The sequence below is a fragment of the Streptomyces radiopugnans genome, from assembly GCF_900110735.1.
Taxonomy (GTDB): Bacteria; Actinomycetota; Actinomycetes; order Streptomycetales; family Streptomycetaceae; genus Streptomyces; species Streptomyces radiopugnans.
The window spans coordinates 40,176-62,348 of record NZ_FOET01000016.1 but is presented as its reverse complement, the minus strand read 5'-3'; the positions used below and the strand labels follow the sequence as shown (position 1 = coordinate 62,348).

At 72.2% G+C, this 22,173-nt stretch carries 17 protein-coding genes; 4 read left to right on the top strand and 13 right to left on the bottom strand.

The window, feature by feature from the left end; all coding sequences use genetic code 11:
• Positions 1-66 precede the first annotated feature (66 nt).
• A complete protein-coding gene (locus BMY40_RS22990) occupies positions 67-2,178 on the bottom strand; it encodes a DNA gyrase/topoisomerase IV subunit B (protein ID WP_093662749.1) in 2,112 nt (703 codons plus the stop codon).
• A gap of 471 nt (positions 2,179-2,649) precedes the next feature.
• On the opposite strand from BMY40_RS22990, the gene BMY40_RS22985 reads away from it, so the two are divergent.
• Positions 2,650-2,880 carry a DUF7455 domain-containing protein gene (locus BMY40_RS22985; RefSeq protein ID WP_093662696.1) on the top strand — a complete coding sequence of 77 codons (231 nt, stop codon included), beginning with the start codon at positions 2,650-2,652 and terminating at the stop codon, positions 2,878-2,880.
• 362 nt (positions 2,881-3,242) lie between these two features.
• Here BMY40_RS22985 and BMY40_RS22980 read toward each other — a convergent pair whose 3' ends face one another.
• The 4 genes from BMY40_RS22980 to BMY40_RS22965 form a co-directional block, all read right to left on the bottom strand.
• Positions 3,243-4,820, bottom strand: a complete 1,578-nt coding sequence (locus BMY40_RS22980) for an RNA polymerase sigma factor (RefSeq protein ID WP_177214099.1) — start codon at positions 4,818-4,820, stop codon at positions 3,243-3,245.
• Between the two features lie 387 nt (positions 4,821-5,207).
• A complete protein-coding gene (locus BMY40_RS22975; protein ID WP_093662694.1) occupies positions 5,208-6,248 on the bottom strand; it encodes a FadR/GntR family transcriptional regulator in 1,041 nt (346 codons plus the stop codon).
• Between the two features lie 217 nt (positions 6,249-6,465).
• Positions 6,466-7,221 carry an NUDIX hydrolase gene (locus BMY40_RS22970; protein WP_093662693.1) on the bottom strand — a complete coding sequence of 252 codons (756 nt, stop codon included), beginning with the start codon at positions 7,219-7,221 and terminating at the stop codon, positions 6,466-6,468.
• A 55-nt stretch (positions 7,222-7,276) separates the two neighbouring features.
• A complete protein-coding gene (locus BMY40_RS22965; RefSeq protein WP_093662692.1) occupies positions 7,277-8,446 on the bottom strand; it encodes a DUF4192 domain-containing protein in 1,170 nt (389 codons plus the stop codon).
• A gap of 163 nt (positions 8,447-8,609) precedes the next feature.
• Between BMY40_RS22965 and BMY40_RS22960 the strand changes: the two genes are divergently transcribed.
• Together BMY40_RS22960 and BMY40_RS22955 are read left to right on the top strand one after the other, a co-directional pair.
• The gene (locus tag BMY40_RS22960) at positions 8,610-10,775 is read left to right on the top strand and encodes a RecQ family ATP-dependent DNA helicase (RefSeq protein ID WP_093662691.1); all 2,166 of its coding nucleotides are present in this window, start codon (positions 8,610-8,612) and stop codon (positions 10,773-10,775) included.
• A gap of 124 nt (positions 10,776-10,899) precedes the next feature.
• Entirely contained in the window at positions 10,900-11,529 is a 630-nt protein-coding gene (locus BMY40_RS22955; protein ID WP_245770263.1) for a hypothetical protein, read from the top strand.
• A gap of 36 nt (positions 11,530-11,565) precedes the next feature.
• On the opposite strand, the gene BMY40_RS22950 is transcribed toward BMY40_RS22955, so the two are convergent.
• From BMY40_RS22950 to BMY40_RS22925, 6 genes are all read right to left on the bottom strand, one after another.
• Complete coding sequence (locus tag BMY40_RS22950) at positions 11,566-12,024, bottom strand: hypothetical protein (RefSeq protein ID WP_342745086.1); 459 nt, start codon at positions 12,022-12,024, stop codon at positions 11,566-11,568.
• A 247-nt stretch (positions 12,025-12,271) separates the two neighbouring features.
• Positions 12,272-12,949, bottom strand: a complete 678-nt coding sequence (locus BMY40_RS22945) for a ribonuclease HII (protein WP_093662687.1) — start codon at positions 12,947-12,949, stop codon at positions 12,272-12,274.
• Positions 12,950-13,064: 115 nt separating this feature from the next.
• Complete coding sequence (locus BMY40_RS22940; protein WP_093662686.1) at positions 13,065-14,801, bottom strand: DUF4153 domain-containing protein; 1,737 nt, start codon at positions 14,799-14,801, stop codon at positions 13,065-13,067.
• A gap of 226 nt (positions 14,802-15,027) precedes the next feature.
• Positions 15,028-15,750, bottom strand: a complete 723-nt coding sequence (locus BMY40_RS22935; protein WP_093662684.1) for a histidine phosphatase family protein — start codon at positions 15,748-15,750, stop codon at positions 15,028-15,030.
• Between the two features lie 110 nt (positions 15,751-15,860).
• Positions 15,861-16,469, bottom strand: coding sequence for a YdbC family protein (locus BMY40_RS22930; RefSeq protein ID WP_093662682.1), 609 nt, complete (start codon positions 16,467-16,469; stop codon positions 15,861-15,863).
• Between the two features lie 124 nt (positions 16,470-16,593).
• Positions 16,594-17,403 (bottom strand): SDR family oxidoreductase, encoded by an 810-nt coding sequence (locus BMY40_RS22925; RefSeq protein ID WP_245770262.1) that lies wholly within the window; start codon positions 17,401-17,403, stop codon positions 16,594-16,596.
• A 274-nt stretch (positions 17,404-17,677) separates the two neighbouring features.
• On the opposite strand from BMY40_RS22925, the gene BMY40_RS22920 reads away from it, so the two are divergent.
• Positions 17,678-18,208: a TerD family protein gene (locus tag BMY40_RS22920; RefSeq protein WP_093662680.1), complete on the top strand. Its 531-nt coding sequence runs from the start codon at positions 17,678-17,680 to the stop codon at positions 18,206-18,208.
• Positions 18,209-18,347: 139 nt separating this feature from the next.
• Here BMY40_RS22920 and BMY40_RS22915 read toward each other — a convergent pair whose 3' ends face one another.
• Positions 18,348-21,218: a vitamin B12-dependent ribonucleotide reductase gene (locus tag BMY40_RS22915; protein WP_093662678.1), complete on the bottom strand. Its 2,871-nt coding sequence runs from the start codon at positions 21,216-21,218 to the stop codon at positions 18,348-18,350.
• 113 nt (positions 21,219-21,331) lie between these two features.
• On the bottom strand, positions 21,332-21,958 hold the full coding sequence (gene nrdR, locus BMY40_RS22910; protein WP_093662676.1) for a transcriptional regulator NrdR: 627 nt from the start codon (positions 21,956-21,958) through the stop codon (positions 21,332-21,334).
• Between the last annotated feature and the right edge of the window lie 215 nt (positions 21,959-22,173).

Genomic DNA, 22,173 nt, shown 5'->3' with positions numbered 1-22,173 from the left:
TCCGCCCCCGGACGGGCCGGGGGCGGAGGCGCGGCGAAGGCGGCGGAGGGCCTGGGACTCCGCGGGTCAGACGTCGATCCGGGAGCGGTCCAGCGTGGCCGCGGAAGTGGTGATGAACTCCTTGCGCGGCGCGACCTCGTTGCCCATCAGCAGGTCGAAGGTCTTCTCGGCGGCCTCCAGGTCGCTGATGTTGATGCGCCGCAGGGTGCGGTGGCGCGGATCCATCGTCGTCTCCGCGAGCTGGTCGGCGTCCATCTCGCCCAGACCCTTGTAGCGCTGGATGGAGTCCTTGAAGCGGATCCCCTTGCCCTGCAGCTCCAGCAGGGTCTGGCGCAGCTCGTTGTCGGAGTAGGTGTAGATGTACTTCGCCTGGCCCCGCCGGGGGTTGATCAGCTCGATCCGGTGCAGCGGCGGCACCGCCGAGAAGACCCGGCCCTGCTCGACCATCGGCCTCATGTAGCGCTGGAAGAGCGTCAGCAGCAGGCAGCGGATGTGCGCGCCGTCGACGTCGGCGTCGGCCAGGAAGATGACCTTGCCGTAGCGGGCCTGGTCGATGTCGAACGTCCGGCCGGAGCCCGCCCCTATGACCTGGATGATCGCGCCGCACTCGGCGTTCTTCAGCATGTCGGAGACGGACGACTTCTGGACGTTGAGGATCTTGCCGCGGATCGGCAGCAGTGCCTGGAACTCGGAGTTCCGGGCGAGTTTGGCGGTGCCGAGCGCCGAGTCCCCCTCGACGATGAACAGCTCGCTGCGCTCGACGTCGTCGCTGCGGCAGTCGGCGAGCTTGGCCGGCAGGGCGGAGGACTCCAGCGCGGTCTTGCGGCGCTGGGCCTCCTTGTGCTGGCGTGCGGCGATGCGGGTGCGGGCCGCGGCCACGGCCTTCTCCAGCACCGAGCGGGCCTGCTGCCTGGCGTCGCGCTTGGTGGAGGTCAGAAAGGCCTTGAGCTCCTTGGAGACCACCTGGGCGACGATCCGGGAGGCGGCCGAGGTGCCCAGCACCTCCTTGGTCTGCCCCTCGAACTGCGGCTCGGCCAGCCGCACGGTGACGACCGCCGTCATGCCCTCCAGGGCGTCGTCCTTGACGATGTCGTCCTCGGCGACGCGCAGCAGCTTGGCGGAGCGCAGCACCTCGTTCACCGTGCGGGTGACCGCGCGCTCGAAGCCCGCGACATGGGTGCCGCCCTTGGGTGTGGCGATGATGTTGACGAACGACCTGACCGTGGTGTCGTACCCCGTCCCCCAGCGCAGCGCGACGTCCACGCCCAGCTCGCGGGTGACCTCGGTGGGGATCATGTGGCCGCGCTCGTCCAGGACGGGGACGGTCTCCTTGAAGGTGCCCTGGCCCGTCAGGCGCAGCACGTCGCACAGCGGCCGGTCCGGGGCGAGGTACTCGCAGAACTCGCTGATGCCGCCGTCGTAGTGGAAGACCTCCTCCTCGGGCTTCCCGGGCGACGCGCCGTCGAGCCCGCGCTCGTCGCGGACGACGATCGTCAGGCCGGGCACCAGGAAGGCGGTCTGGCGGGCACGTGCGTGCAGGTTCTCCAAGGAGAGCCGGGCGTCCTTGAGGAAGATCTGGCGGTCGGCCCAGTACCGCACACGGGTGCCGGTACGGGTCTTGGGGATCTTCTTGCCCTTGCGCAGGCCGCTCGTCGGGTCGAAGGGGGCGTCCGGACCGGACTCGGTGAAGATGCCCGGGACGCCGCGCCGGAAGCTGACGGAGTGCGTGCGGCCGTCGCGGTCCACCTCGACGTCGAGGCGGGCGGACAGGGCGTTGACGACGGACGCGCCGACGCCGTGCAGACCGCCGGAGGCCGCGTACGAGCCGCCTCCGAACTTTCCGCCGGCGTGCAGTTTGGTCATCACGACCTCGACGCCCGACAGTCCCGTCTTGGGCTCGATGTCGACGGGGATGCCGCGGCCGTTGTCCTGCACCTCGACGGAGCCGTCCTCCCGGAGGATGACCTCGATGTGGTCGCAGTGCCCTCCGAGGGCCTCGTCGACCGAGTTGTCGATGATCTCCCAGAGGCAGTGCATGAGGCCGCGGCTGTCGGTGGAGCCGATGTACATGCCGGGCCGCTTGCGCACCGCCTCCAGCCCCTCGAGGACGAGCAGGTGCCGCGCGGTGTAGTTGGAACCGTCACGGTCCGCGCCCGTGAGCAGGGCGGTGGACGGCATGGGGTTTCCCCTGCCGGAGGCCAGGGGAGTCTCGGCGGTCACGCGGTTCGCTCCTCGCTGAATTTCGCTGGGGATGGCTGTCTTGCGGGTCAGAGGGTACCGAGGCCATGGAGAGCCAAGGTGAAGCCACCCAGGAGAAGGCCCATGCTAAACCAGCGTCGACCAAACGTTCGATAACTCGTCCGGGTGACGTGTACATCACGTTCCCTTCCGGGCATGAACCATCTAGGCTCCGGGCACGTCCTCTGGAACGACACCGGCGAGACCGGCGCCGGAGGAGACAACCGAACACACAACATGAAGACGGCAAAGATCAACACATCTCTGTAAACGGCTCATTCGCCGCCAACCGGCAACATGTCAGCCACCTCACACAGAGATTTTCGAGGAAAAGCCACGAGCGGGAACGTTTTCGGCCTGGTTGGATGTTGACCCTGGTACGACAGCTCGTCGAGCTAGAGAAGAGGCGACGTGACTACTGTTCTGACCCCCGCGAGCCCGCTGACGGCCGCTGACCGCTGCGACCGCTGCGGCGCCCAGGCATACCTGCGTGTTGTGCTCGTCAGCGGTGGAGAGCTGCTGTTCTGCGCCCACCACGGCCGCAAGTTCGAGCCGGAACTCAAGAAGATCGCTGCGGAGATACAGGACGAGACCGAACGGCTCAACGCCACCCCCGCGACGGCGGGTGACGGCGAGCACTGACCTGCCGGCCGACGGCGAACGCGTCCCCATCCGACGAGCTCGGACCGGCCCAGGGCCGGACGCCACGGGCGGTCGCCCCCTCGCGGGGCGGCCGCCCGTTTGCCGTATCCGGGCACAGGCGGGCGCGGCGGGCGGCGACGTGACGGGGAGGGCGCGAGGGCTCCCGCACGCCGGGAGAAGGGCGCATGGGACCTCCCTGAGCCTGCGCTCGTCCCCGCCTCACCCCAGAGTGAGCCATGCGGGCTACTTCCGCATCCGGAGAACCGCCCGCACCCGCGCGCCACGGTGCGGATGCCGAAGGGCCCGGAACCCCCGATGCGGGGGTTCCGGGCCCTTCGGCATCCGTGGACGGACCCGACGGGTCAGTCGAGGTAGTCCCGCAGAACCTGCGAACGGGAGGGGTGGCGCAGCTTCGACATCGTCTTGGACTCGATCTGGCGGATCCGCTCACGGGTCACGCCGTAGACCTTGCCGATCTCGTCCAGCGTCTTGGGCTGGCCGTCGGTGAGGCCGAAGCGCATCGAGACCACGCCTGCCTCGCGCTCGCTGAGGGTGTCGAGCACGGAGTGGAGCTGCTCCTGCAGGAGCGTGAAGCTGACCGCGTCGGCCGGGACGACCGCCTCGGAGTCCTCGATGAGGTCACCGAACTCGCTGTCGCCGTCCTCGCCCAGCGGGGTGTGCAGGGAGATCGGCTCGCGACCGTACTTCTGGACCTCGACGACCTTCTCCGGGGTCATGTCGAGCTCCTTGGCCAGCTCCTCCGGAGTGGGCTCGCGGCCCAGGTCCTGGAGCATCTGGCGCTGGACGCGCGCGAGCTTGTTGATCACCTCGACCATGTGCACCGGAATGCGGATGGTGCGCGCCTGGTCGGCCATGGCGCGGGTGATGGCCTGGCGGATCCACCAGGTCGCGTAGGTGGAGAACTTGTAGCCCTTGGTGTAGTCGAACTTCTCGACCGCGCGGATCAGGCCCAGGTTGCCCTCCTGGATCAGGTCCAGGAAGAGCATGCCCCGGCCGGTGTAGCGCTTGGCCAGCGAGACCACCAGACGGAGGTTGGCCTCCAGGAGGTGGTTCTTGGCCCGGCGGCCGTCCTCGGCGATGATCTCCAGCTCGCGCTTGAGCTTGGGGGCGATCTTGTCGCTGTTGGCGAGCTTGTCCTCGGCGAAGAGACCGGCCTCGATGCGCTTGGCCAGCTCGACCTCCTGCTCGGCGTTGAGCAGGGGGACCTTGCCGATCTGCTTGAGGTAGTCCTTGACCGGGTCGGCGGTGGCGCCCGCCGCGGCGACCTGCTGGGCGGGGGCGTCGTCCTCGTCCTCGTCGGACAGGACGAAGCCCTCGTTCTCGCTCTTGGGCTCCGCCGCAGGGTCCTCGGCCACCTTGCCGCCCTTGATCGGAGGCTCGTCGACGACGTCCTCGTCGCCCTCGAGCAGCTCGTCGACGTCCGTCTTCTTGGCGGCGGTCTTCTTCGCGGGCGCCTTCTTGGCCGCGGTCTTCCTGGCCGCGGTCTTCTTCGCGGGCGCCTTCTTGGCGGCGGCCTTCTTGGCGGGCTTGGCCGCGGCCTCCTCGGCGGTCCCCTCCGCGTCCTCGGCGGGATCCTCGGGGGCGGCGGCCGGAGCGGCCTTCCTGACAGCGGTCTTCTTGGCGGCGACCGTCTTGGTCGCGGTGCGTTTGGCCGGGGCCTTCGCTGCGACGCTCTTCCGGGTGCGCTTGGGGGCCTCCGCGGCACTCACCATCAGCGTCACACCCTCCTCATCGAGGATCTGGTTGAGACTGCGCAGGACGTTCTTCCACTGGGTCGGCGGAATCTGGTCGGCCTCGAAGGCCCGACGCACATCGTCGCCGGCGATCTGCCCCTCGGCCTTTCCCCGCTCAATGAGCGCCATCACAGACGCGGACTCGGCGATCTCCGCAGGGAGCGTACGGGATGTGCTGGCCGACACGAACAACCTCTCGGAACGATGGAAACGGCTTCGGCCCCGCCCGCGAGGGATCCGGGACCTGCAAGCCCCGGCGGGGATGACCGGCGGCTCGGGCGGAGCGACAGGGGAGACTACAGCGCCGGATGCGGCGTCCGTATTCCCCCGGTAGCTGCCACCTCTTGAGTCATCGCGCTGCCACGCGAAGCGTTACGCCCAACCGGAGTGTCCCGGGTCACATGACATAGAAGGACAGAGATCCCCATACGGTGACTTATCACCGGCCGCGGTCCGGAGTGGTCGGCGCCGCGGGTCGGCACCGCGGAAGCGGGCGAACCGGCCGGAAGGACGTCGCCGGATCCCGCCGGGCGGGATCCGGCGACACCGCGCCGGTGCGGCCGGTACCGGACGTCAGTGCTCGCGGGGCGCCGGCACCACGTGGTCGGAGCCGCCGCCCGCGGCCGGAGCCGCAGCGGAGGCCTGGGCCTCGGAGGGCGCGGGGGCGGCCGGAGTGGGCGCACCGGGCGCCGCGGGGACGGCCACCTCGGAGGAGACCGCGAGCAGCTGGCGCACCGCGTTCTCCGCGGCGACCGCCTCCCCGGAGGCTACGGCTTCGGCGATCCTGCGGTGGTGCGCCAGGGATGCCTCGGTGGGACGCTCACATCCGGCGGCGGGCGCCCCGGAGACCTGGAGAGCCGCGCCGACGATGCCGGAGAGGTGCTCCAGCATCCGGTTGCCGGCGGCCTGCAGGAGCAGGGCGTGGAACTCGGCGTCGGCCCGGGAGAAGGTCAGACTGTCTCCCTGGGCGAGCGTGTGGCCCATGATCTCGACCATGTCCGCGAGCCGCTGCTGCACCTCGTCACCGCTGCGGTCCGCGGCGAGGCGGGCGGCCAGCGGCTCGATGGCCCAGCGCAGCTCGCACAGCTCGCGGCGCTGGTCGTCGCGCTGCGGGCCGAAGGCGCGCCACTCGATGATGTCGGGGTCGAGGAGATTCCAGTCGCTGACCGGCCGGACCCGCGTTCCGACATTGGGGCGGGCACTGACCAGGCCCTTGGCCTCGAGGACCCGGAGCGACTCGCGGACGACGGTGCGCGACACCTCGAAGCGCTGGCCGATCTCCTCGGGTACGAGGGGACGGTCGGCGCCGAGGTCTCCGGAGACGATCATCTGTCCCAGTTGCTGTACGAGTTGGCCGTGCAGCCCGCGCCCCCGGCTTCCGGCGGCACGTCGTCCGGCCCGGGCCATGTCCGCTTCGCCGCCGTCCCACGCGGGGACGGTGGTGGCACGGGTCGAGCCGGTCGACTCGGCATAGGCGTAACGGTCCGGCTCGCCCGAACCCGTGAGGCCGGAGTCGGCGGAGCGAGCCGAGGTCATCATGGTGTGCGCAAGGGTAGTCACGCATCCTTTGTCGGCGGTGCTCCGGACGGCCTTGAGGGCTTTGGTGAAAAGCACACGAAAGGGTGATCAGTGGTCTCCTCGCGATTGACGCCTTATCGGAAAGAAACGGTCTTCCGATCGGGCATATGCGGCAGACGGCGCGCACCTGTGGCGGCGCGGGACCGCTGATGGCCCCGGATCCGCTGGTGAGAGGCGTGCCGGCTCGTCGGCCGGAAGGTCCGCGGGCCGAGCGCCGCTCCGGGGAAAGACGGAGATTCGACCCCTTCCTCCCTCAGACTTCCGGGCGCAGCATCGGCGGGTTCAGCACCGTGGCGCCACCGGCCCGGAACAACTGTGCGGGCCGGCCGCCCTGACGGGTCGTCGTACCGCCGGTGGGCACCAGGAAGCCCGGGGTGCCGGTGACCTTGCGGTGGAAGTTCCTCGGGTCGAGTGCGACGCCCCACACCGCTTCGTAGACCCGCCGCAGTTCCCCCACGGTGAACTCCGGCGGGCAGAAGGCGGTGGCGAGCGAGGAGTACTCGATCTTCGACCGGGCCCGCTCCACCCCGTCCGCGAGGATCCTGGAGTGGTCGAAGGCCAGCAGAGCGGGCTGCTCTCCGCTTCGGTCCGGGCCGCCCCCGGAAGGCAGCAGGGCGTCCACCGGCGCCCAGCGGACGCTGTCGGCGTCGCCGCCGGCCGTGGGGGTGGGCAGGTCGGGGGCCAGTACCAGATGGGCGACGCTGACCACCCGCATCCGCGGGTCCCGCCCCGGATCACCATAGGTGGCGAGCTGTTCGAGATGGGCGCCGGTGTGCAGGTCGTCCGGCCCCTGGACGCGCAGCCCGGTCTCCTCGGTGAGTTCGCGGGCGGCCGCGGCCCCGAGGTCCTCCTCGATGCGCACGAAGCCTCCGGGCAGTGCCCACCGTCCCTGGTACGGAGGTTCGCCCCGGCGTACGACCAGCGCGCACAGGGCGTGCCTTCGCACGGTGAGCACGACCAGATCGACGGTGACGGCGAAGGGGGGAAAGGCCGACGGGTCGTAGGGCATGACGTGATCATAGTCGTCTGCCTGACGATAAACAGAGGCTCACGCCGCTCCGCCGTCAGCCCTGGACCGCCGCGGTCCCGAGGCCGCGCGCGGCCCGCTGCCTCCGCAGGCACCGCCTCAGCGGTTCGGGGTCGAGCCCGCTGTTGCACGCACCGTGGAGCAGCCGCGCGAAGACGTACCCCGGATCCAGCTCCAGTGCCCGGCCCAGCGCCACACGCGCACCGGGCTCGTCCCCACCGGACCAGGCGACCCAGCCGGCCAGGGCGAGCGGGGCCGCCGCGTGCTCGGCGTAGGCCCCGACGCACCGCCGGGCCAGCGCCCGCCACAGCCGCAGCGCGGGGGCGGCGTCCTCGCCCTCCATCCACTCCGCGGCCCAGTCCCGGGTGATCCGGTCCTGGAGGCCGAGGATCACGGTGGCGGCCTCCTCGTGGGAGAGGAGGCGGTCGTCCCTGGCGTCGGCCCCGGCCGCCCCCTCCCTCCGGCCCGCCGTCGCCGCGTCCCGGTAGCGGTCGAGCAGCCGCCCGGCGAGCGCCAGGGTCTCGGCACGCACCGTCGCGCGGTCGGCCTCGCCCAGCATCCGGGGCACCAGGGCCGTGCCCGCGATGTCGAGGGCCTGCTCCTGCGGTCCGGCGACCGGTGGTCCCAGCGGCGCGAGCCTGGCCGTCATCTCCTTCAGCGTGCCCTCCACCCGCAGCCCGGCGTACGCCGCCGCGGCCGCCATGGCGGATGTGCCGGGAACGCCCAGCGGTGTGCCCTCGGCGGGGCAGCACCGGGTGTCGGGGCAGCAGTAGGACCAGTAGCGGCCGCCGGAGACGCACAGTGCCTCGTACACCGGCATGTCCAGCGCTCCGCAGGCGGTCCGCAGCCGCTGGGCGAGAGGACGGAGCCGTTCCATGACGGCCCGGCCGCTCTCGCCGTCCGCGGGATCCTGGCACAGGAAGACGAGTGCCGCGTCGGGGCGGTCGCCGCGCGGGACGCCGCTGCCGCGCAGGCAGTCGGCGAGCTGCTCGGCCAGTCCGGGCCACCCCTCCTCCCGCGCGGGAATGCCCACGCGGAGCCGGCCGCCGAAGCGGCCGCTCGGACCGTGGAGGCCGACCAGGACGATGGAGTCGTCGGGGTGGTAGCCGAGCAGGTAGGGAAGGGAGTCGATCAGCTCGGCCGGACCGCGCAGGGTGACCTGGGTGGTGGCGGACGGCTGCCGGGTGGATTCGCTGTGCTGTGTCATGCCCCGACATTGGCGCGGACGGGCGGGGCGCCGTGCGGTTCCGTCCACAGGCGGCCTCAACAGGCATATGTGCCGATATACCGGTGATCACATCGGCTGTATGGACGTCCGGTTGTCCACAGGCGGTTCGCACGGTGTCGGTGTCATCGGGTTGCATGGACGCATGAGCGAGGAGAATCTGCGTGCCGCGGCCGACGCCGTACTGGCCCGCCTGACCGGCGACACCACCGGTACTGCGAGGCTGCGCACCGACCAGTGGCGGGCCGTCGAGGCTCTGGTGGTGGAGCGCCGGCGGGCCCTGGTGGTCCAGCGCACGGGCTGGGGCAAGTCGGCGGTGTACTTCGTGGCGACGGCACTGCTGCGCGAGCGCGGTGAGGGGCCGACCGTGATCGTCTCCCCGCTCCTGGCCCTGATGCGCAACCAGGTCGAGGCCGCGGAGCGGGCGGGCGTGCGTGCCCGGACGATCAACTCCGCGAACACCGAGGAGTGGGACACCGTCCACGCCGAGGTGGCCGCGGGCGAGGTCGATGTGCTGCTCGTCAGTCCGGAGCGCCTGAACAACCCCGACTTCCGTGATCAGGTCCTGCCGAAACTGGCCGCCACGACCGGACTGCTGGTGGTCGACGAGGCGCACTGCATCTCCGACTGGGGCCATGACTTCCGGCCCGACTACCGGCGGCTGCGGACGATGCTCGCCGAACTCCCCCCCGGTGTCCCGGTGCTGGCCACCACCGCGACGGCCAACGCCCGCGTGACGGCCGACGTGGCCGAGCAGCTGGGCACCGGCGGGACGGGGACGGACGCGCTGGTGCTGCGCGGCCCGCTGGAACGGGAGAGCCTCAGCCTGGGGGTGCTGCGCCTGCCGGACGCGGCACACCGGCTGGCCTGGCTCGACGGTCACCTCCACGAGCTGCCGGGCTCCGGCATCGTCTACACGCTGACGGTCTCGGCGGCCGAGGAGGTGGCGGCGTTCCTGCGGCAGCGTGGGCACACGGTGGCCTCCTACACCGGGCGGACGGAGAACGCCGACCGGGAGGCGGCCGAGGCGGACCTGCTCGGCAACAGGGTCAAGGCGCTGGTGGCCACCTCCGCGCTGGGCATGGGCTTCGACAAGCCGGACCTGGGCTTCGTCGTCCACCTCGGTTCCCCCTCCTCCCCCATCGCCTACTACCAGCAGGTGGGCCGGGCCGGGCGCGGTGTGGAGCACGCCGAGGTGCTGCTGCTGCCCGGCCCTGAGGACGAGGCGATCTGGCGGTACTTCTCCTCCCTGGCCTTTCCTCCGGAGGAGCAGGTGCGCCGCACCCTGGACGTGCTGGCGTCGGCCGACCGGCCGCTGTCGCTGCCGGCTCTGGAACCGCTGGTGGAACTGCGCCGCTCGCGGCTGGAGATGATGCTCAAGGTGCTCGACGTGGACGGGGCTGTGCGGCGGGTGCGCGGCGGCTGGGTCTCCACGGGAGAACCCTGGTCCTACGACGCCGAGCGGTACGCCTGGGTGGCGCGGCAGCGGGAGACCGAGCAGCGTGCGATGAAGGAGTACGCCGCCACCTCCGGATGCCGGATGGAGTTCCTGCGACGGCAACTGGACGACACGGAGGCGGCACCCTGCGGGCGGTGCGACAACTGCGCGGGCCCGCGGTTCGGCACCGATGTCGATCCGGCCGCGCTGGAGGCCGCCCGGGGGGAACTGGGGCGTCCCGGCGTGGAGGTGGAGCCCCGCAGGATGTGGCCGACGGGGCTGCCCGCGATCGGGCTGGACCTCAAGGGCCGTGTCCCTCCGGGCGAACAGGCGGCTCCCGGCAGGGCACTGGGCCGGCTGTCCGACATCGGATGGGGCAACCGGCTGCGTCCGCTGCTGGAGCAGCCTTCGCAGGACGGGCCGGTACCCGACGACGTGGCCGCCGCCGTGGTCTCCGTACTCGCCGACTGGGCGCGGGGACCGGGCGGCTGGGCCTCCGGAGAGGAAGGTGCGCCGGCCCGCCCGGTCGGGGTGGTGACGATCGGCTCGCGGACCCGGCCGCAGCTGATCAGGTCTCTCGGGGAGCGGATCGCGGCGGTCGGCCGGATACCGCTGCTGGGCACCGTGGAGTACGCCGACGAGGCGTCGGACACCCGTGTTCCGCGCAGCAACAGCGCGCAGCGCCTCCGGGCCCTGCACGGTGCGCTGACCGTGTCCGAGCCACTGGCGGAGGCGGTCGCGGCGGCCGGTGGCCCGGTACTGCTGGTGGACGACGTCACGGAGACCGGCTGGACCCTGGCCGTGGCCGCGCGGCTGCTGCGCCGGGCCGGAGCCCAGGGGGTGATGCCGCTGGTGCTGGCCGTACGGGGTTGAGCCGCCCGCCGGTACGCACGCCCACCGCCGCGTGAGGCTCCGGCGTGACCGGAGCGACTCTTTGTTCCATTGCCGCAACCGTGTTCACCCGCGAGAATCGATGCGGTGCCACGGAGGGAGGACCATGACCGTCGGCTTCGTCTCACCGCCGCCCACCGAGACCCCGTCCCGCGCCGGACGCACTCTCGAACCCGCCGAGTGGGCCGCCGCCGGGATCCCTCTGCTGCGCAGTCCGCGCGAACTGGTCGCCGGCCTGCACACCCGCCACCGGCCCGGACCGGCCACCTCCGTTGTCGCGGTGCTCGACCCGGATGAGCGGATCATCGCCAGCGCGTCGTTCTCCCGTGCCAACTCCACTCCGGACGGCTGGGAGTGCCGCAACGTCCTGCTGTCCCAGCTGCGCAGGATCGTCCCGCACGATCTGCGCCGCCGCAGGCCCTCGCGGACCGCCGTCCTGCTGTGCTGCCGGGGGGACGGCCCGGGCTGGAGGGACGAGGACGGCGCGTGGATGTGGGGACTGCGCGACGCCTGCATCCTGCACGGCCTGCGGTGCGGGGCGTACATCACACTGACCCGTGACGGCTGGCAGGTGCTCGGCGAGGACCGCGGCGGACGACGGCCGTACGTCGGTGGCCCCGCCGCCTGGGACACACGGCCGGACGGGGTCCCGGGAGACGGGGTCCCGGAGGAAGGCGGCCGGGGGGACAGGGCCCGGAAGCCGTCCGGGGCGCGGCGGGACACGACGGCCCGCTGACCCGCCGGGCGGCGGGCCGCGGGCCGGAGCACCGGTTCAGAGCAGGGTGCGCAGCCGTCCCGGATCGCCGCAGACGATCAGCCGCGACCCCGTCCTGGCGAGGGCGGCGGGCAGCGCCCGGGCAGCCTGTTCGTCCGTCCCGCCGTTGACCGCGAGCACGACGACCGGACGGCCGGTGGTACGGTCCGCGGCCGACGCGTGGGCGTAGAAGACGTCTTCGCCCTCGGCCTGTTGGCGCCAGTAGGCGTCCTCGCCGAAGGTGAGCTCGTGCTGCGCCCAGGGGTGCTGCTCACCGGTGGTGAACACCAGGACGTCGGCGGGCGAGCGGCCCTCGTCGAGCAGCCTGTCGACGGTCTCGTCCGCGACCTCGACCGCGGTGGCCTCGGTGGCATCGACGAGCTGGATCTGCGGTGCGGCCTTCCCCGGAGCGGCGTTTCCCGGGGTCGTCTTCGCCTCCGCTGCGGGGTGCGAGGGCCCGGCGGTGCGCGTCGGCACCGGCCTGCCGGGAGCGGGACGGCCGCGGTCGGCCCGCTGCGGCGTCGGCCGGGGGCCGGGCCGGGGACCGGGAACGGGTGCGGAGGGGCGGGGAATCTGTGGGGCCCGGGCGGTACCCGTCGTGTTGCGGGGGCCGGGGACATTCGGGTGGATCTTGGGCTCCTCGGAGCTGTGCGGCATGGGGTGTTGTCTATCAAACGCCGGTGCGGAACGCGCCAGCGGGTTCGGAAAAAGATTCGGTTTCGGCTCAGAAGAGGCCGATCTGCTCGATCCGTTCGGCACGTGCCCGTTTCAGGTGCCGCCAGCGCGGCAGCGCGTCCAGGTACGACCACGACAGCCGGTGGTGGGGCGTGGGCCCCAACTCCTCGAGGGCGGCACGGTGGACGGGCGAGGGATAACCGGCGTTGCGGTCGAAGCCGAACTCGGCGTGATCGGCGCCCAGTTCGGCCATACGCGCGTCCCGGTGCACCTTGGCGATCACGGACGCCGCGGCGACCGGGACACACGACCGGTCGCCCTTGACCACCGTGCGGACCCTCCAGGGCGCCCCCAGGTAGTCGTGCCCGCCGTCGAGGATCACCGCGTCGGGACGGACCGGCAGCGCCTCCAGCGCACGTACGGCGGCGAGCCGGAGGGCGGCCGTCATGCCCAGTTCGTCGATCTCCTCCGGGGAGGAGTGCCCGAGCGCGTGGGCGGTGACCCAGTCGGTGAGCGTTCCGGCGAGTTCGGTGCGGCGGACGGGCCCGATGAGCTTGGAGTCCGTCAGTCCTTCGGGCGGCCTGCGCAGCCCGGTGACCGCCGCGCAGACGGTGACGGGCCCCGCCCAGGCGCCCCGGCCGACCTCGTCGATCCCGGCGACGACCTTCGCCCCCGTGGTGGCCCGCAGGGAACGTTCGACGCGGTGGGTGGGAGGCTCGTACGGCATGGCGTCAGCCAGGGTACGCCCCTCCGCCCGGCGGGCGTTCCCGGGGCCGGAGGGGACCGCCCCCTCCGGCACGGCACGGCACGGCACAGCCCGGCCCGGCACGGCCCGGCGCGGTTCAGCGGGACTCCGGAGTCCGCCCCTCCCTGTCCAGCTCCCAGCAGGGGAACTCCATCCGGTCGGCGGGGCGGTCGGTGAGCACGGCACGGGCCCGCGTCTCGCCGTAACTGGTCGCGTACCAGGGCTTGTCCCCGTCGAGGACGTCCCGGGCGATGTCCCGCAGGGCGCAGGATCGCTGGGGCTCGGGCAGGGTGTCCAGGGCCGGTACGGCGTCCGCGGAGAGCCCTCTCAGGTACGCCAGGTCGATCTGCCCGGTGCGCTCGAAGCGCCGCACGTTCTGCTCGGCCACCAGCCCGTCCGGCGAGACCAGCCCGAAGCACAGCACGGCGGCCGCCGCGCTCGCCACCACCGCGCGCGGCAGCCAGCGTCCGCCGAACACCCCGGCCGCCATGATCAGGACGATGACGATGCCGAACCACAGCTCGATCCCGGCCACGGACACCCTCAGCCTGGTCAGGCCGTACGCGTCGACGTACAACTCCATGCGGCGCAGCGCCGAGAGCACCACGACGAGGGTCAGCGCGCACAGGACGCCCAGGACGGCGCGGACCAGTGTGCGGTCGCGGGCCGCGCCGCGCGGCGCCCAGCGCAGGGCCAGCGCGATCACGACGAGGGTCAGGAGGGTGACGGTCAGCAGCTGCCAGAAGCCCTGGCGGGCGTACTCCGAGTAGGTCAGCCCGGTCTCGCTGAGCACCTTGTCGTAACCGCCGAAGAGGACGGCGAGCTGGATGGCGATGAAGACGGCGAACAGGGCGTTCAGCACGACCAGGGGAAGCGCCCACTCCATGCGCCCCCGGGGCCGGCCGCGGCCGCCCTCGACGCGGTCCCAGCGCCAGGGGGCCGCGGCGGTGCGGGCCGCTCCCAGCGCGGCCGCCGCCCCCAGGACGAACAGGAGGGCGTGCGCCGGCCCGTCCGACACCGACACCTCGGGCACCAGCCCGGCCAGCAGGTCCGCGAAGGCCGCGTCCGCCCCCGCGAACAGCGCGCCGAAGACGGCCAGCAGCACGACCGCGACGCCGGCCGTCCGGACGACGGGCCACCAGCGGTCGCGCGAGCCGTCCGCCCGCTCGCGCAGCCCGTGCCAGGCCCAGAGGACGCCCGGCAGGACCTCGCCGAACACACCGACGCATCCGATCAGCGTCCCGCGCCAGGTGCGCGTGCCGTGCAGTGCCAGCGATCCCGTCGCCAGGGCGGCCGCCAGCGCCAGGAAGGTCGGCCATCCCGCGTCCCGCAGCGCGGGCACCAGCAGCAGCGCCGTCCCGCCCGCGGCCCACACCAGCGACCACGGGTGGATCCCGCGTCCCGCCGCCCGCCCGGCGAAGTACGCGGCCAGGGCGGCCGGCAGGGCGGCCAGCAGCACGTTGAGACCCAGCCCGTCACCGAGCAGCAGCCCGGCCAGCGTTCCGGTGGCCAGCACGGCCCAGAGGGCGGCCCCGCCGATCGGCGGGGGTTCCTCCGGCTTCGCGGCCGTCACCCAGGCGGGCGGGGGCGGAGGCTCGTACGCGGCCCAGGACGACGCGCCGTGGGAGGCGCCATGGGACGCGTCGGACCGCCGTCCGCCCGGGGCGGCGGCCTGCTTCGTCATGCGGGCGGAACTCCGCGGCGGCCCGGCGTCGCCGGGGGCGGCCTCCCGGCGCGGGGCGTCCTCGTGCCCGCCCTCCTGCCGTACGGCAGCCTTCCGCAGGGTGCCGTCCGCCTCGTTCTCCGCGGGCACGCCGGACGGCTGATCGGACATGGGTCCCCCTCCCCCACCGCGCCTTTCCCCCCACCGCCCTGCGGTGATCAACGCGATGACTCGGGCGCCACCGTAGTGCGCCTCCGGCGCGCACCTCCGCCCCGAGCGCCGCTCTGTGACAGAGCGGTGACAAGGGTGGTGGCAAGGGCGGCGGCAAGGAACGCACCCGGCGCGCGCCCGGCGACCGGCCGGAGACGCCGTGTCCGCCCGCCGCTGCGTCAGCGCCTCACCGGAACCTGCCGGGACGCCCGCGCACCCCGGACATCCCGTACGTCTCCCCGGACTCCCCCTCGTAGGGCCCGGCGTACGACTCGGGGGTGCACCAGCGCTCGAACGGCCGGTCAAGGTGGTACCGCCCGTCCGTTCCCAGCTCCAGGGCCCGCATCTCCCCGTTGCCCGGGTTGGACAGCGACTCGAACTCCGCGACCGTCCAGTGCAGCCACCTCATGCAGAACAGCCGCATGGTCAGCCCGTGCGTCACCAGCAGCACGTTCGGAGGATGGTCGGGGAACTCGAAACTGCGCCACAGGCTCTCCAGGAAGGCCCCCACCCGGTCGTAGACGTCCGCACCCGACTCGCCCTGCGCGAACCGGTAGAAGAAGTGCCCGTACGCGTCGCGCGCCGCCTTCTGCCGCCGTACGTCCTCGCGGTCCTGCCAGTTGCCCCAGTCCTGCTCGCGCAGCCGGGGCTCCTCGCGCATCCGCACCCGCGTCGGGTCCAGGCGCAGCGCGCGGAAGGTCTGGTGGGTGCGGCGGTACGGCGAGACGTAGGCCGAGATCCGCTCGTCGCCGAAGAGCGCCCGCAGCCGCTCCCCAGCCGCCTCGGCCTGCCGGAATCCGCGTTCGGTCAGGCTCAGGGCGTGGTCGGGCACCCGCTCGTAGACCGAGTCGTCGAAGTTCCCCTCCGACTCGCCGTGCCGGACCAGGACGATGCGCCGGGGTCGTGCCATGCACCCACCCTAGGCGCGCGGCGGCTCCACAGCCCAACCACAGCCGGCGCGGCGGTGCCGGAACGGCTCCGGCGCGGGCGCGGGCGCGGGCGCGGGCGCGGGCGCGGGCGTCAGACCGTCCAGGACGGCTCGAGGTCGATCACGTCCCCGCCGACCGCCGTGACATCCGCCCCCAGCTGGGCACGGAGCGCCAGCCGCTCGATCCGCTCCGTGCGGTACTTGCCGTGCTCCGCCGCCGAGTCCCACATCGACAGCACCAGGAACTCGTCCTCGGCCTGCGCCTGCGCGAAGACCCCTCGCAGCATCCCGGGCGACCCGGCCATCGCCGGGTTCCACACCTTCTCCTGCATCAGGGTGTAGTGCTCGATGCGCTCGCGGCGCACCCGGCAGTGGGCGACGCGCAGCAGGTCCGCGTCCGTGAACTGCGGCCGGAACCCCACCTTCACATCGAAGCGGTACTCGAACAGCCGGACCTGGGCGTCCTTGTAGGTGCCGTTCTGCGATGCCGCCAGCCGGTCGTGGGAACGTGCCATGAACGAGTCGTAGAAGGCCCGGCTCTCCCAGAAGCCGAAGAGGTGCGCGACGCCCGGCCGGGACCGGCTCCAGCCGCCGCCCTGCGCGCGGAAGCCCGGCTCGCCCAGCAGGCCGGCCCACTTCCGCTGCCCCCTCTCGAAGCCGCGTCGGTCGACCACCGTGCAGCGCATCCACTTGACCAGCACCGCGCCATCGTACGGCCATATCGGTGACTGATCGCATGGCTTCGACCCCTCTCCGTCCGGCCGGGAGGCGATGGCGCCGCGGCCGGGCTCCCGGCGGCCCGGGCGGCCCCGGCGGCCTCCCGGTTCACCGCACCGCGCCCGCCAGGTACTCCTCGTACGTGATCCGGCCCACCGCGTGGTCCGGCGCCAGATGGCCGCCCGCCCGGTAACCGCGGAAGGCCGCTCCCGGCAGCCATAGCGGCAGCACCGGGCGGCGGCGGCCGCGCGCCCTGAGCGTCGCCCGGGTCAGCTCGGCGTGGTCGCGTACCTGGGGCCCGCCCATGTCGGGCACCCGTCCGGCGGGTTCGCCGACGGCCAGGTCCGCCAGCCGCTCGGCCACCTCCTCGGCGTCGACGGGCTGGAAGCGCACCCCTGCCAGCGCCAGTGCCACCGGCGACAGGCGCTGCGCGTCGGTGACCCTGGCGATCAGGTCGTGGAACTGGGTGGCCCGCAGGACGGTCCAGGGCAGGCCCGACTCCGCCACGACCCGCTCGGCCGCCAGCTTGGCGCGGTAGTAGGGCAGCGGCACCCGGTCCACTCCGACGATGGAGATGTACACCAGGTGCGGACGGCTCCCCGCGCGGTGCGCCGCGTCGGCCAGGCGCCGGGTCGCGGCCACGTCACCGCGTCCGAGCGTGGTCGCGCAGTGCACGATCACACCGGCGCCCGACACCGCCGCGCCGACGCCCTCGCCCGTGGTCAGGTCGCCGGTCGCCCACCGGCAGGGTCCGCGATCGCCCGCCGGACGCGGGCGGCGGCTGAGCAGCCGCACCGCGCGCCCCCGCGCCAACAGCCCGCGCACCACGGCACGGCCGAGTGTGCCGGTGCCGCCGGTCACCAGTACGAGGGGTTCCGCATCCGTTCCGGACTCCACGGGGTCCACGGGTTCCACCACTCGTCCGCCTTCCCTGCCGTTCCCGCCGTCAGCGACGTCGGCGCCGTCCACGACGCCCGTGACGTCCCTTCCCCCCCGGGACGGACGGGCACCCGTGGACGCGGCTTCTCGCCCGTCCGCCCCAACACCCACCGGGACCGGAGACCGGGTGCCGTGGACAAACCGCCTGGTAGCAAGGAGAGTTGATGTGCTGCCATGACGGCCGCACGCGTCGGTCCCCGATCCGGGGGCGGTCGCGTCCCGCAGCAGCTCAGTTCCTAGGAAGGGGAGCCTGGTGAGCAGTCCCAACAAGGGGGTGGAGAAGGTCGAGGTGGCGATCAGGTGGGATCCCAGCCCCTCCGAGTCCTCGCCCCACGACCTCGACATCATCGCCGCGACCTACACCGCGGAGGACCCGCACGGCGAGCCCGCGTACATCGTGCACTTCGACAGCCGCTCGCCCGACGGCACCATCAGCCTCAGCAGGGACAGCCGGACCGGTCTGGGGCTCGGCTACGACGAGGTCATGACCCTGGAGCTCGGCCGGCTGGCCTCCTCCTACGCCCGGGTGGTCGTGGGCGTGGCGGTCCAGCAGCACAGCGGACGCCGGACGTTCGGTGACATAGCGCGCACGGGTGTGCGCATCAGGGAGGGGTACGTCGAGCTGGCCGAGCACGACTTCTCGGACGTGTCCGGGGCGACGGCCGCCACCGTCGCGGAGTTCACCCGCAACGGCACGGGTGCCTGGGAGTTCCGCGAGCACCTGCACGGGTTCGACGCCGACCCGGAGTCGTTCACCCGTCTGATGGGCGGCGCCCCCGTCTGACGCACCGGCCCGTCCCGGCCCGCCGCGCGGCGGGCCGCCACAGGAGGCGCCGGACGGCGCGGAGGGCGCCGACCGCTTCGGTCGGCGCCCTCCGGTCGTCCCGCGGCGCGGCGGAGGACCCCCGCCGCCGCACCACAGGTCAGCTGCAGCCGCTGGTGGAGCCGCAGCCCTCGCACAGGTAGCAGCTTCCCGCGCGGCGCATCTTGGTGCCGCAGGAGAAGCACAGCGGCGCGTCGGCGTTGAGGCCGAGCTGCATCTCCACCAGCTCGGTGGAGCTGTGCGCCTCCTTCGGCGCCGGGACCGGGGCCTGCGGCTCGGAGGTGCCGCTCACCGCCTTGGGCGGCTCCACCTGGCGCGGGGCCGACTGGGCCAGGCTCTCGACGTCCAGCTCGTCGTCGGCCGGCTCGTAGGAACCGGTCTCCAGGTGGCGCTGGCGCTCCTCGGCGGAGTGGATGCCGAGGGCCGAGCGGGTCTCGAAGGGCAGGAAGTCCAGCGCCAGGCGGCGGAAGATGTAGTCGACGATCGACTGCGCCATCCGCACGTCCGGGTCGTCGGTCATGCCCGCCGGCTCGAACCGCATGTTGGTGAACTTCGAGACGTAGGTCTCCAGCGGCACGCCGTACTGCAGGCCCACCGAGACGGCGATCGAGAAGGCGTCCATCATGCCCGCGAGGGTCGAGCCCTGCTTGGACATCTTCAGGAAGACCTCGCCCAGGCCGTCGTCCGGGTAGGAGTTGGCGGTCATGTAGCCCTCGGCGCCGCCGACGGTGAAGGAGGTGGTGATGCCGGGCCGGCCCTTGGGCAGGCGCTTGCGCACCGGGCGGTACTCGACGACCTTCTCGGCCTCGGACTGCCGCTCCTCGGCCTTCCCCTCCTTCTTCTTGGCGGAGAGCGGCTGGCCGACCTTGCAGTTGTCGCGGTAGATCGCCAGCGCCTTCAGACCGAGCTTCCAGCCCTCGAAGTAGATCTCCTCGACCTCCTCGACGGTGGCCGACTCGGGCATGTTGACCGTCTTGGAGATCGCACCGGACAGGAACGGCTGGGCCGCGGCCATCATCCGCACGTGCCCCATCGGGGAGATGGAGCGCTCGCCCATGGCGCAGTCGAAGACCTCGTAGTGCTCGTGGCGCAGGCCCGGGGCGTCGATGACGTTGCCGTGCTCGGCGATGTGCTCGACGATCGCCTCGACCTGCTCGGGCTGGTAGCCGAGCCGCTTGAGCGCCTTGGGCACGGTGTTGTTGACGATCTGCATCGAGCCGCCGCCGACCAGCTTCTTGAACTTGACCAGGGCCAGGTCGGGTTCGATGCCGGTGGTGTCGCAGTCCATCATCAGGCCGATGGTGCCGGTGGGGGCCAGCACGGACGCCTGGGCGTTGCGGAACCCGTTCTTCTTGCCCAGCCGGAGCACGTCCTGCCACGCCTCGGTGGCCGCGGCCCACACCGGGGTGTCCAGGTCGTCCATGCGCTTGGCGTCGGCGTTGGCGTCGGCGTGCTGCCTCATGACGCGCTGGTGGGCGTCGGCGTTGCGGGCGTAGCCCTCGTACGGGCCGACGATCGCGGCCAGTTCGGCGGAGCGGCGGTAGGAGGTGCCGGTCATCAGGGAAGTGATCGCACCGGCCAGGGCGCGGCCGCCGTCGGAGTCGTAGGCGTGGCCGGTGGCCATCAGCAGGGCGCCGAGGTTGGCGTAGCCGATGCCGAGCTGGCGGAAGGCGCGGGTGGTCTCGCCGATCTTCTCGGTGGGGAAGTCGGCGAAGCAGATGGAGATGTCCATCGCGGTGATGACCAGCTCGACCACCTTGGCGAAGCGCTCGGCGTCGAAGGACTGGTTGCCGGCGTCGTCGTCGCGCAGGAACTTCATCAGGTTCAGCGAGGCCAGGTTGCACGAGGAGTTGTCCAGGTGCATGTACTCGCTGCACGGGTTGGAGGCGGTGATGCGGCCCGACTCCGGCGAGGTGTGCCAGTGGTTGATGGTGTCGTCGTACTGGATGCCGGGGTCGGCGCAGGCCCAGGCGGCCTCGGCCATCTTGCGGAACAGCGCCTTGGCGTCGACCTCCTCGATGGTCTCGCCGGTCATCCGGGCGCGCAGGCCGAACTTCCGCCCGCCCTCGACGGCCTTCATGAAGGCGTCGTTGACTCGGACGGAGTTGTTGGCGTTCTGGTACTGGACGGAGGTGATGTCGTCGCCGCCCAGGTCCATGTCGAAGCCCGCGTCGCGCAGGGCGCGGATCTTCTCCTCCTCCTTGACCTTGGTCTCGATGAACGCCTCGACGTCGGGGTGGTCCACGTCCAGGACGACCATCTTGGCCGCGCGGCGGGTGGCGCCGCCGGACTTGATCGTCCCGGCGGAGGCGTCGGCGCCGCGCATGAAGGACACCGGGCCCGACGCGTTGCCGCCGGAGGAGAGCAGTTCCTTGGAGGAGCGGATGCGCGAAAGGTTCAGGCCCGCGCCGGAACCGCCCTTGAAGATCATCCCCTCTTCCTTGTACCACTCCAGGATCGACTCCATGGAGTCGTCCACGGAGAGGATGAAGCAGGCTGAGACCTGCTGGGGCTGGGCGGTGCCGACGTTGAACCACACCGGGGAGTTGAACGAGAACACCTGGTGGAGCACGGCGTAGGCCAGCTCGTGCTCGAAGATCTCGGCGTCGGCCGGGGAGGCGAAGTAGCCGTGCTTCTCGCCGGCGGCGCGGTAGGCCTTCACCACGCGGTCGATCAGCTGCTTGAGGCTGGTCTCGCGCTGGGGCGTGCCGACGGCACCGCGGAAGTACTTGCTGGTGACGATGTTGACCGCGTTCACCGACCAGAAGTCGGGGAACTCCACGCCGCGCTGCTCGAAGTTGACCGAGCCGTCGCGCCAGTTGGTCATGACGACGTCACGGCGCTCCCAGACCACCTCGTCGTACGGGTGCACCCCCGGGGTGGTGTGGATGCGCTCGATCCGCAGACCCTTGCCGGCCTTGGTCCCCTTGGACCGGGCCCCTCGTGCCGGGTCGCTCGTCGTCTCTGTCATTCCGCCTCCCTGTACAGGCATAACGCCCTGACACACCCCGCACTTCCCGGGGTGTGGTGTTCGTTTCGATGGCCGGAGCGCGTCGCGCTCCGGTCAGGTCCGTGCGGGGCCGCTCAGCTTCCGGCGGCCAGTGGCGCGGGCGGGGCGGCGGGGTTCTCGCCGCCCCCGCCGTCACATCCGCCCCCGCCGTCACTTCCGTCTCCGGTCTCCCCGGCTCCGCCGCGGTCTCCGGCTCCCGCGGCCGTGGTTCCGCCCGGGGCGCCGTCGCCTCCACCCGAGCCGCCGTCCGCCGGCGTCCGCTCCCCGCGCAGCTCGGCGATCGCGGCCTCGAAGTCCTCCAGCGAGTCGAACGCCCGGTAGACGGAGGCGAAGCGCAGGTACGCCACGAGGTCCAGCTCGCGCAGCGGGCCGAGTATGGCCAGCCCGACGTCGTGCGTGGACAGCTCGGCGCTCCCGGTGGCGCGTACCGCCTCCTCGACCCGCTGGCCCAGCTTGGCGAGCGCGTCCTCGGTGACCGGACGTCCCTGGCACGCCTTGCGCACCCCGGCGATCACCTTGTCCCGGCTGAAGGGCTCGGTGACCCCGCTCCGCTTGATGACCATCAACGACGCGTTCTCCACCGTCGTGAAGCGGCGGGAGCAGTGCGGACACTGACGGCGTCGGCGGATCGCGGTGCCGTCGTCGGTGGTGCGGCTGTCGACGACGCGGCTGTCGGGGTGCCGGCAGAAGGGGCAGTGCATCGCTTCCCACCCTCCTTCACCCTCGGTGGCGCAGCATGAGCGGCGCAGCAGAACAGCATTGGACACGCGTTCGAGTACCCGGTGGGCGGGCCCCGAAGCGGCCACCAGCATAGGTGATGCCCGCCGTCCTTCAGGACCGGGGACCACAACTTCTGGGTGGCTGCCGAACATCTAACCACTACATCTGGTGGCTGCTCGACGAACACGCCTTGCGT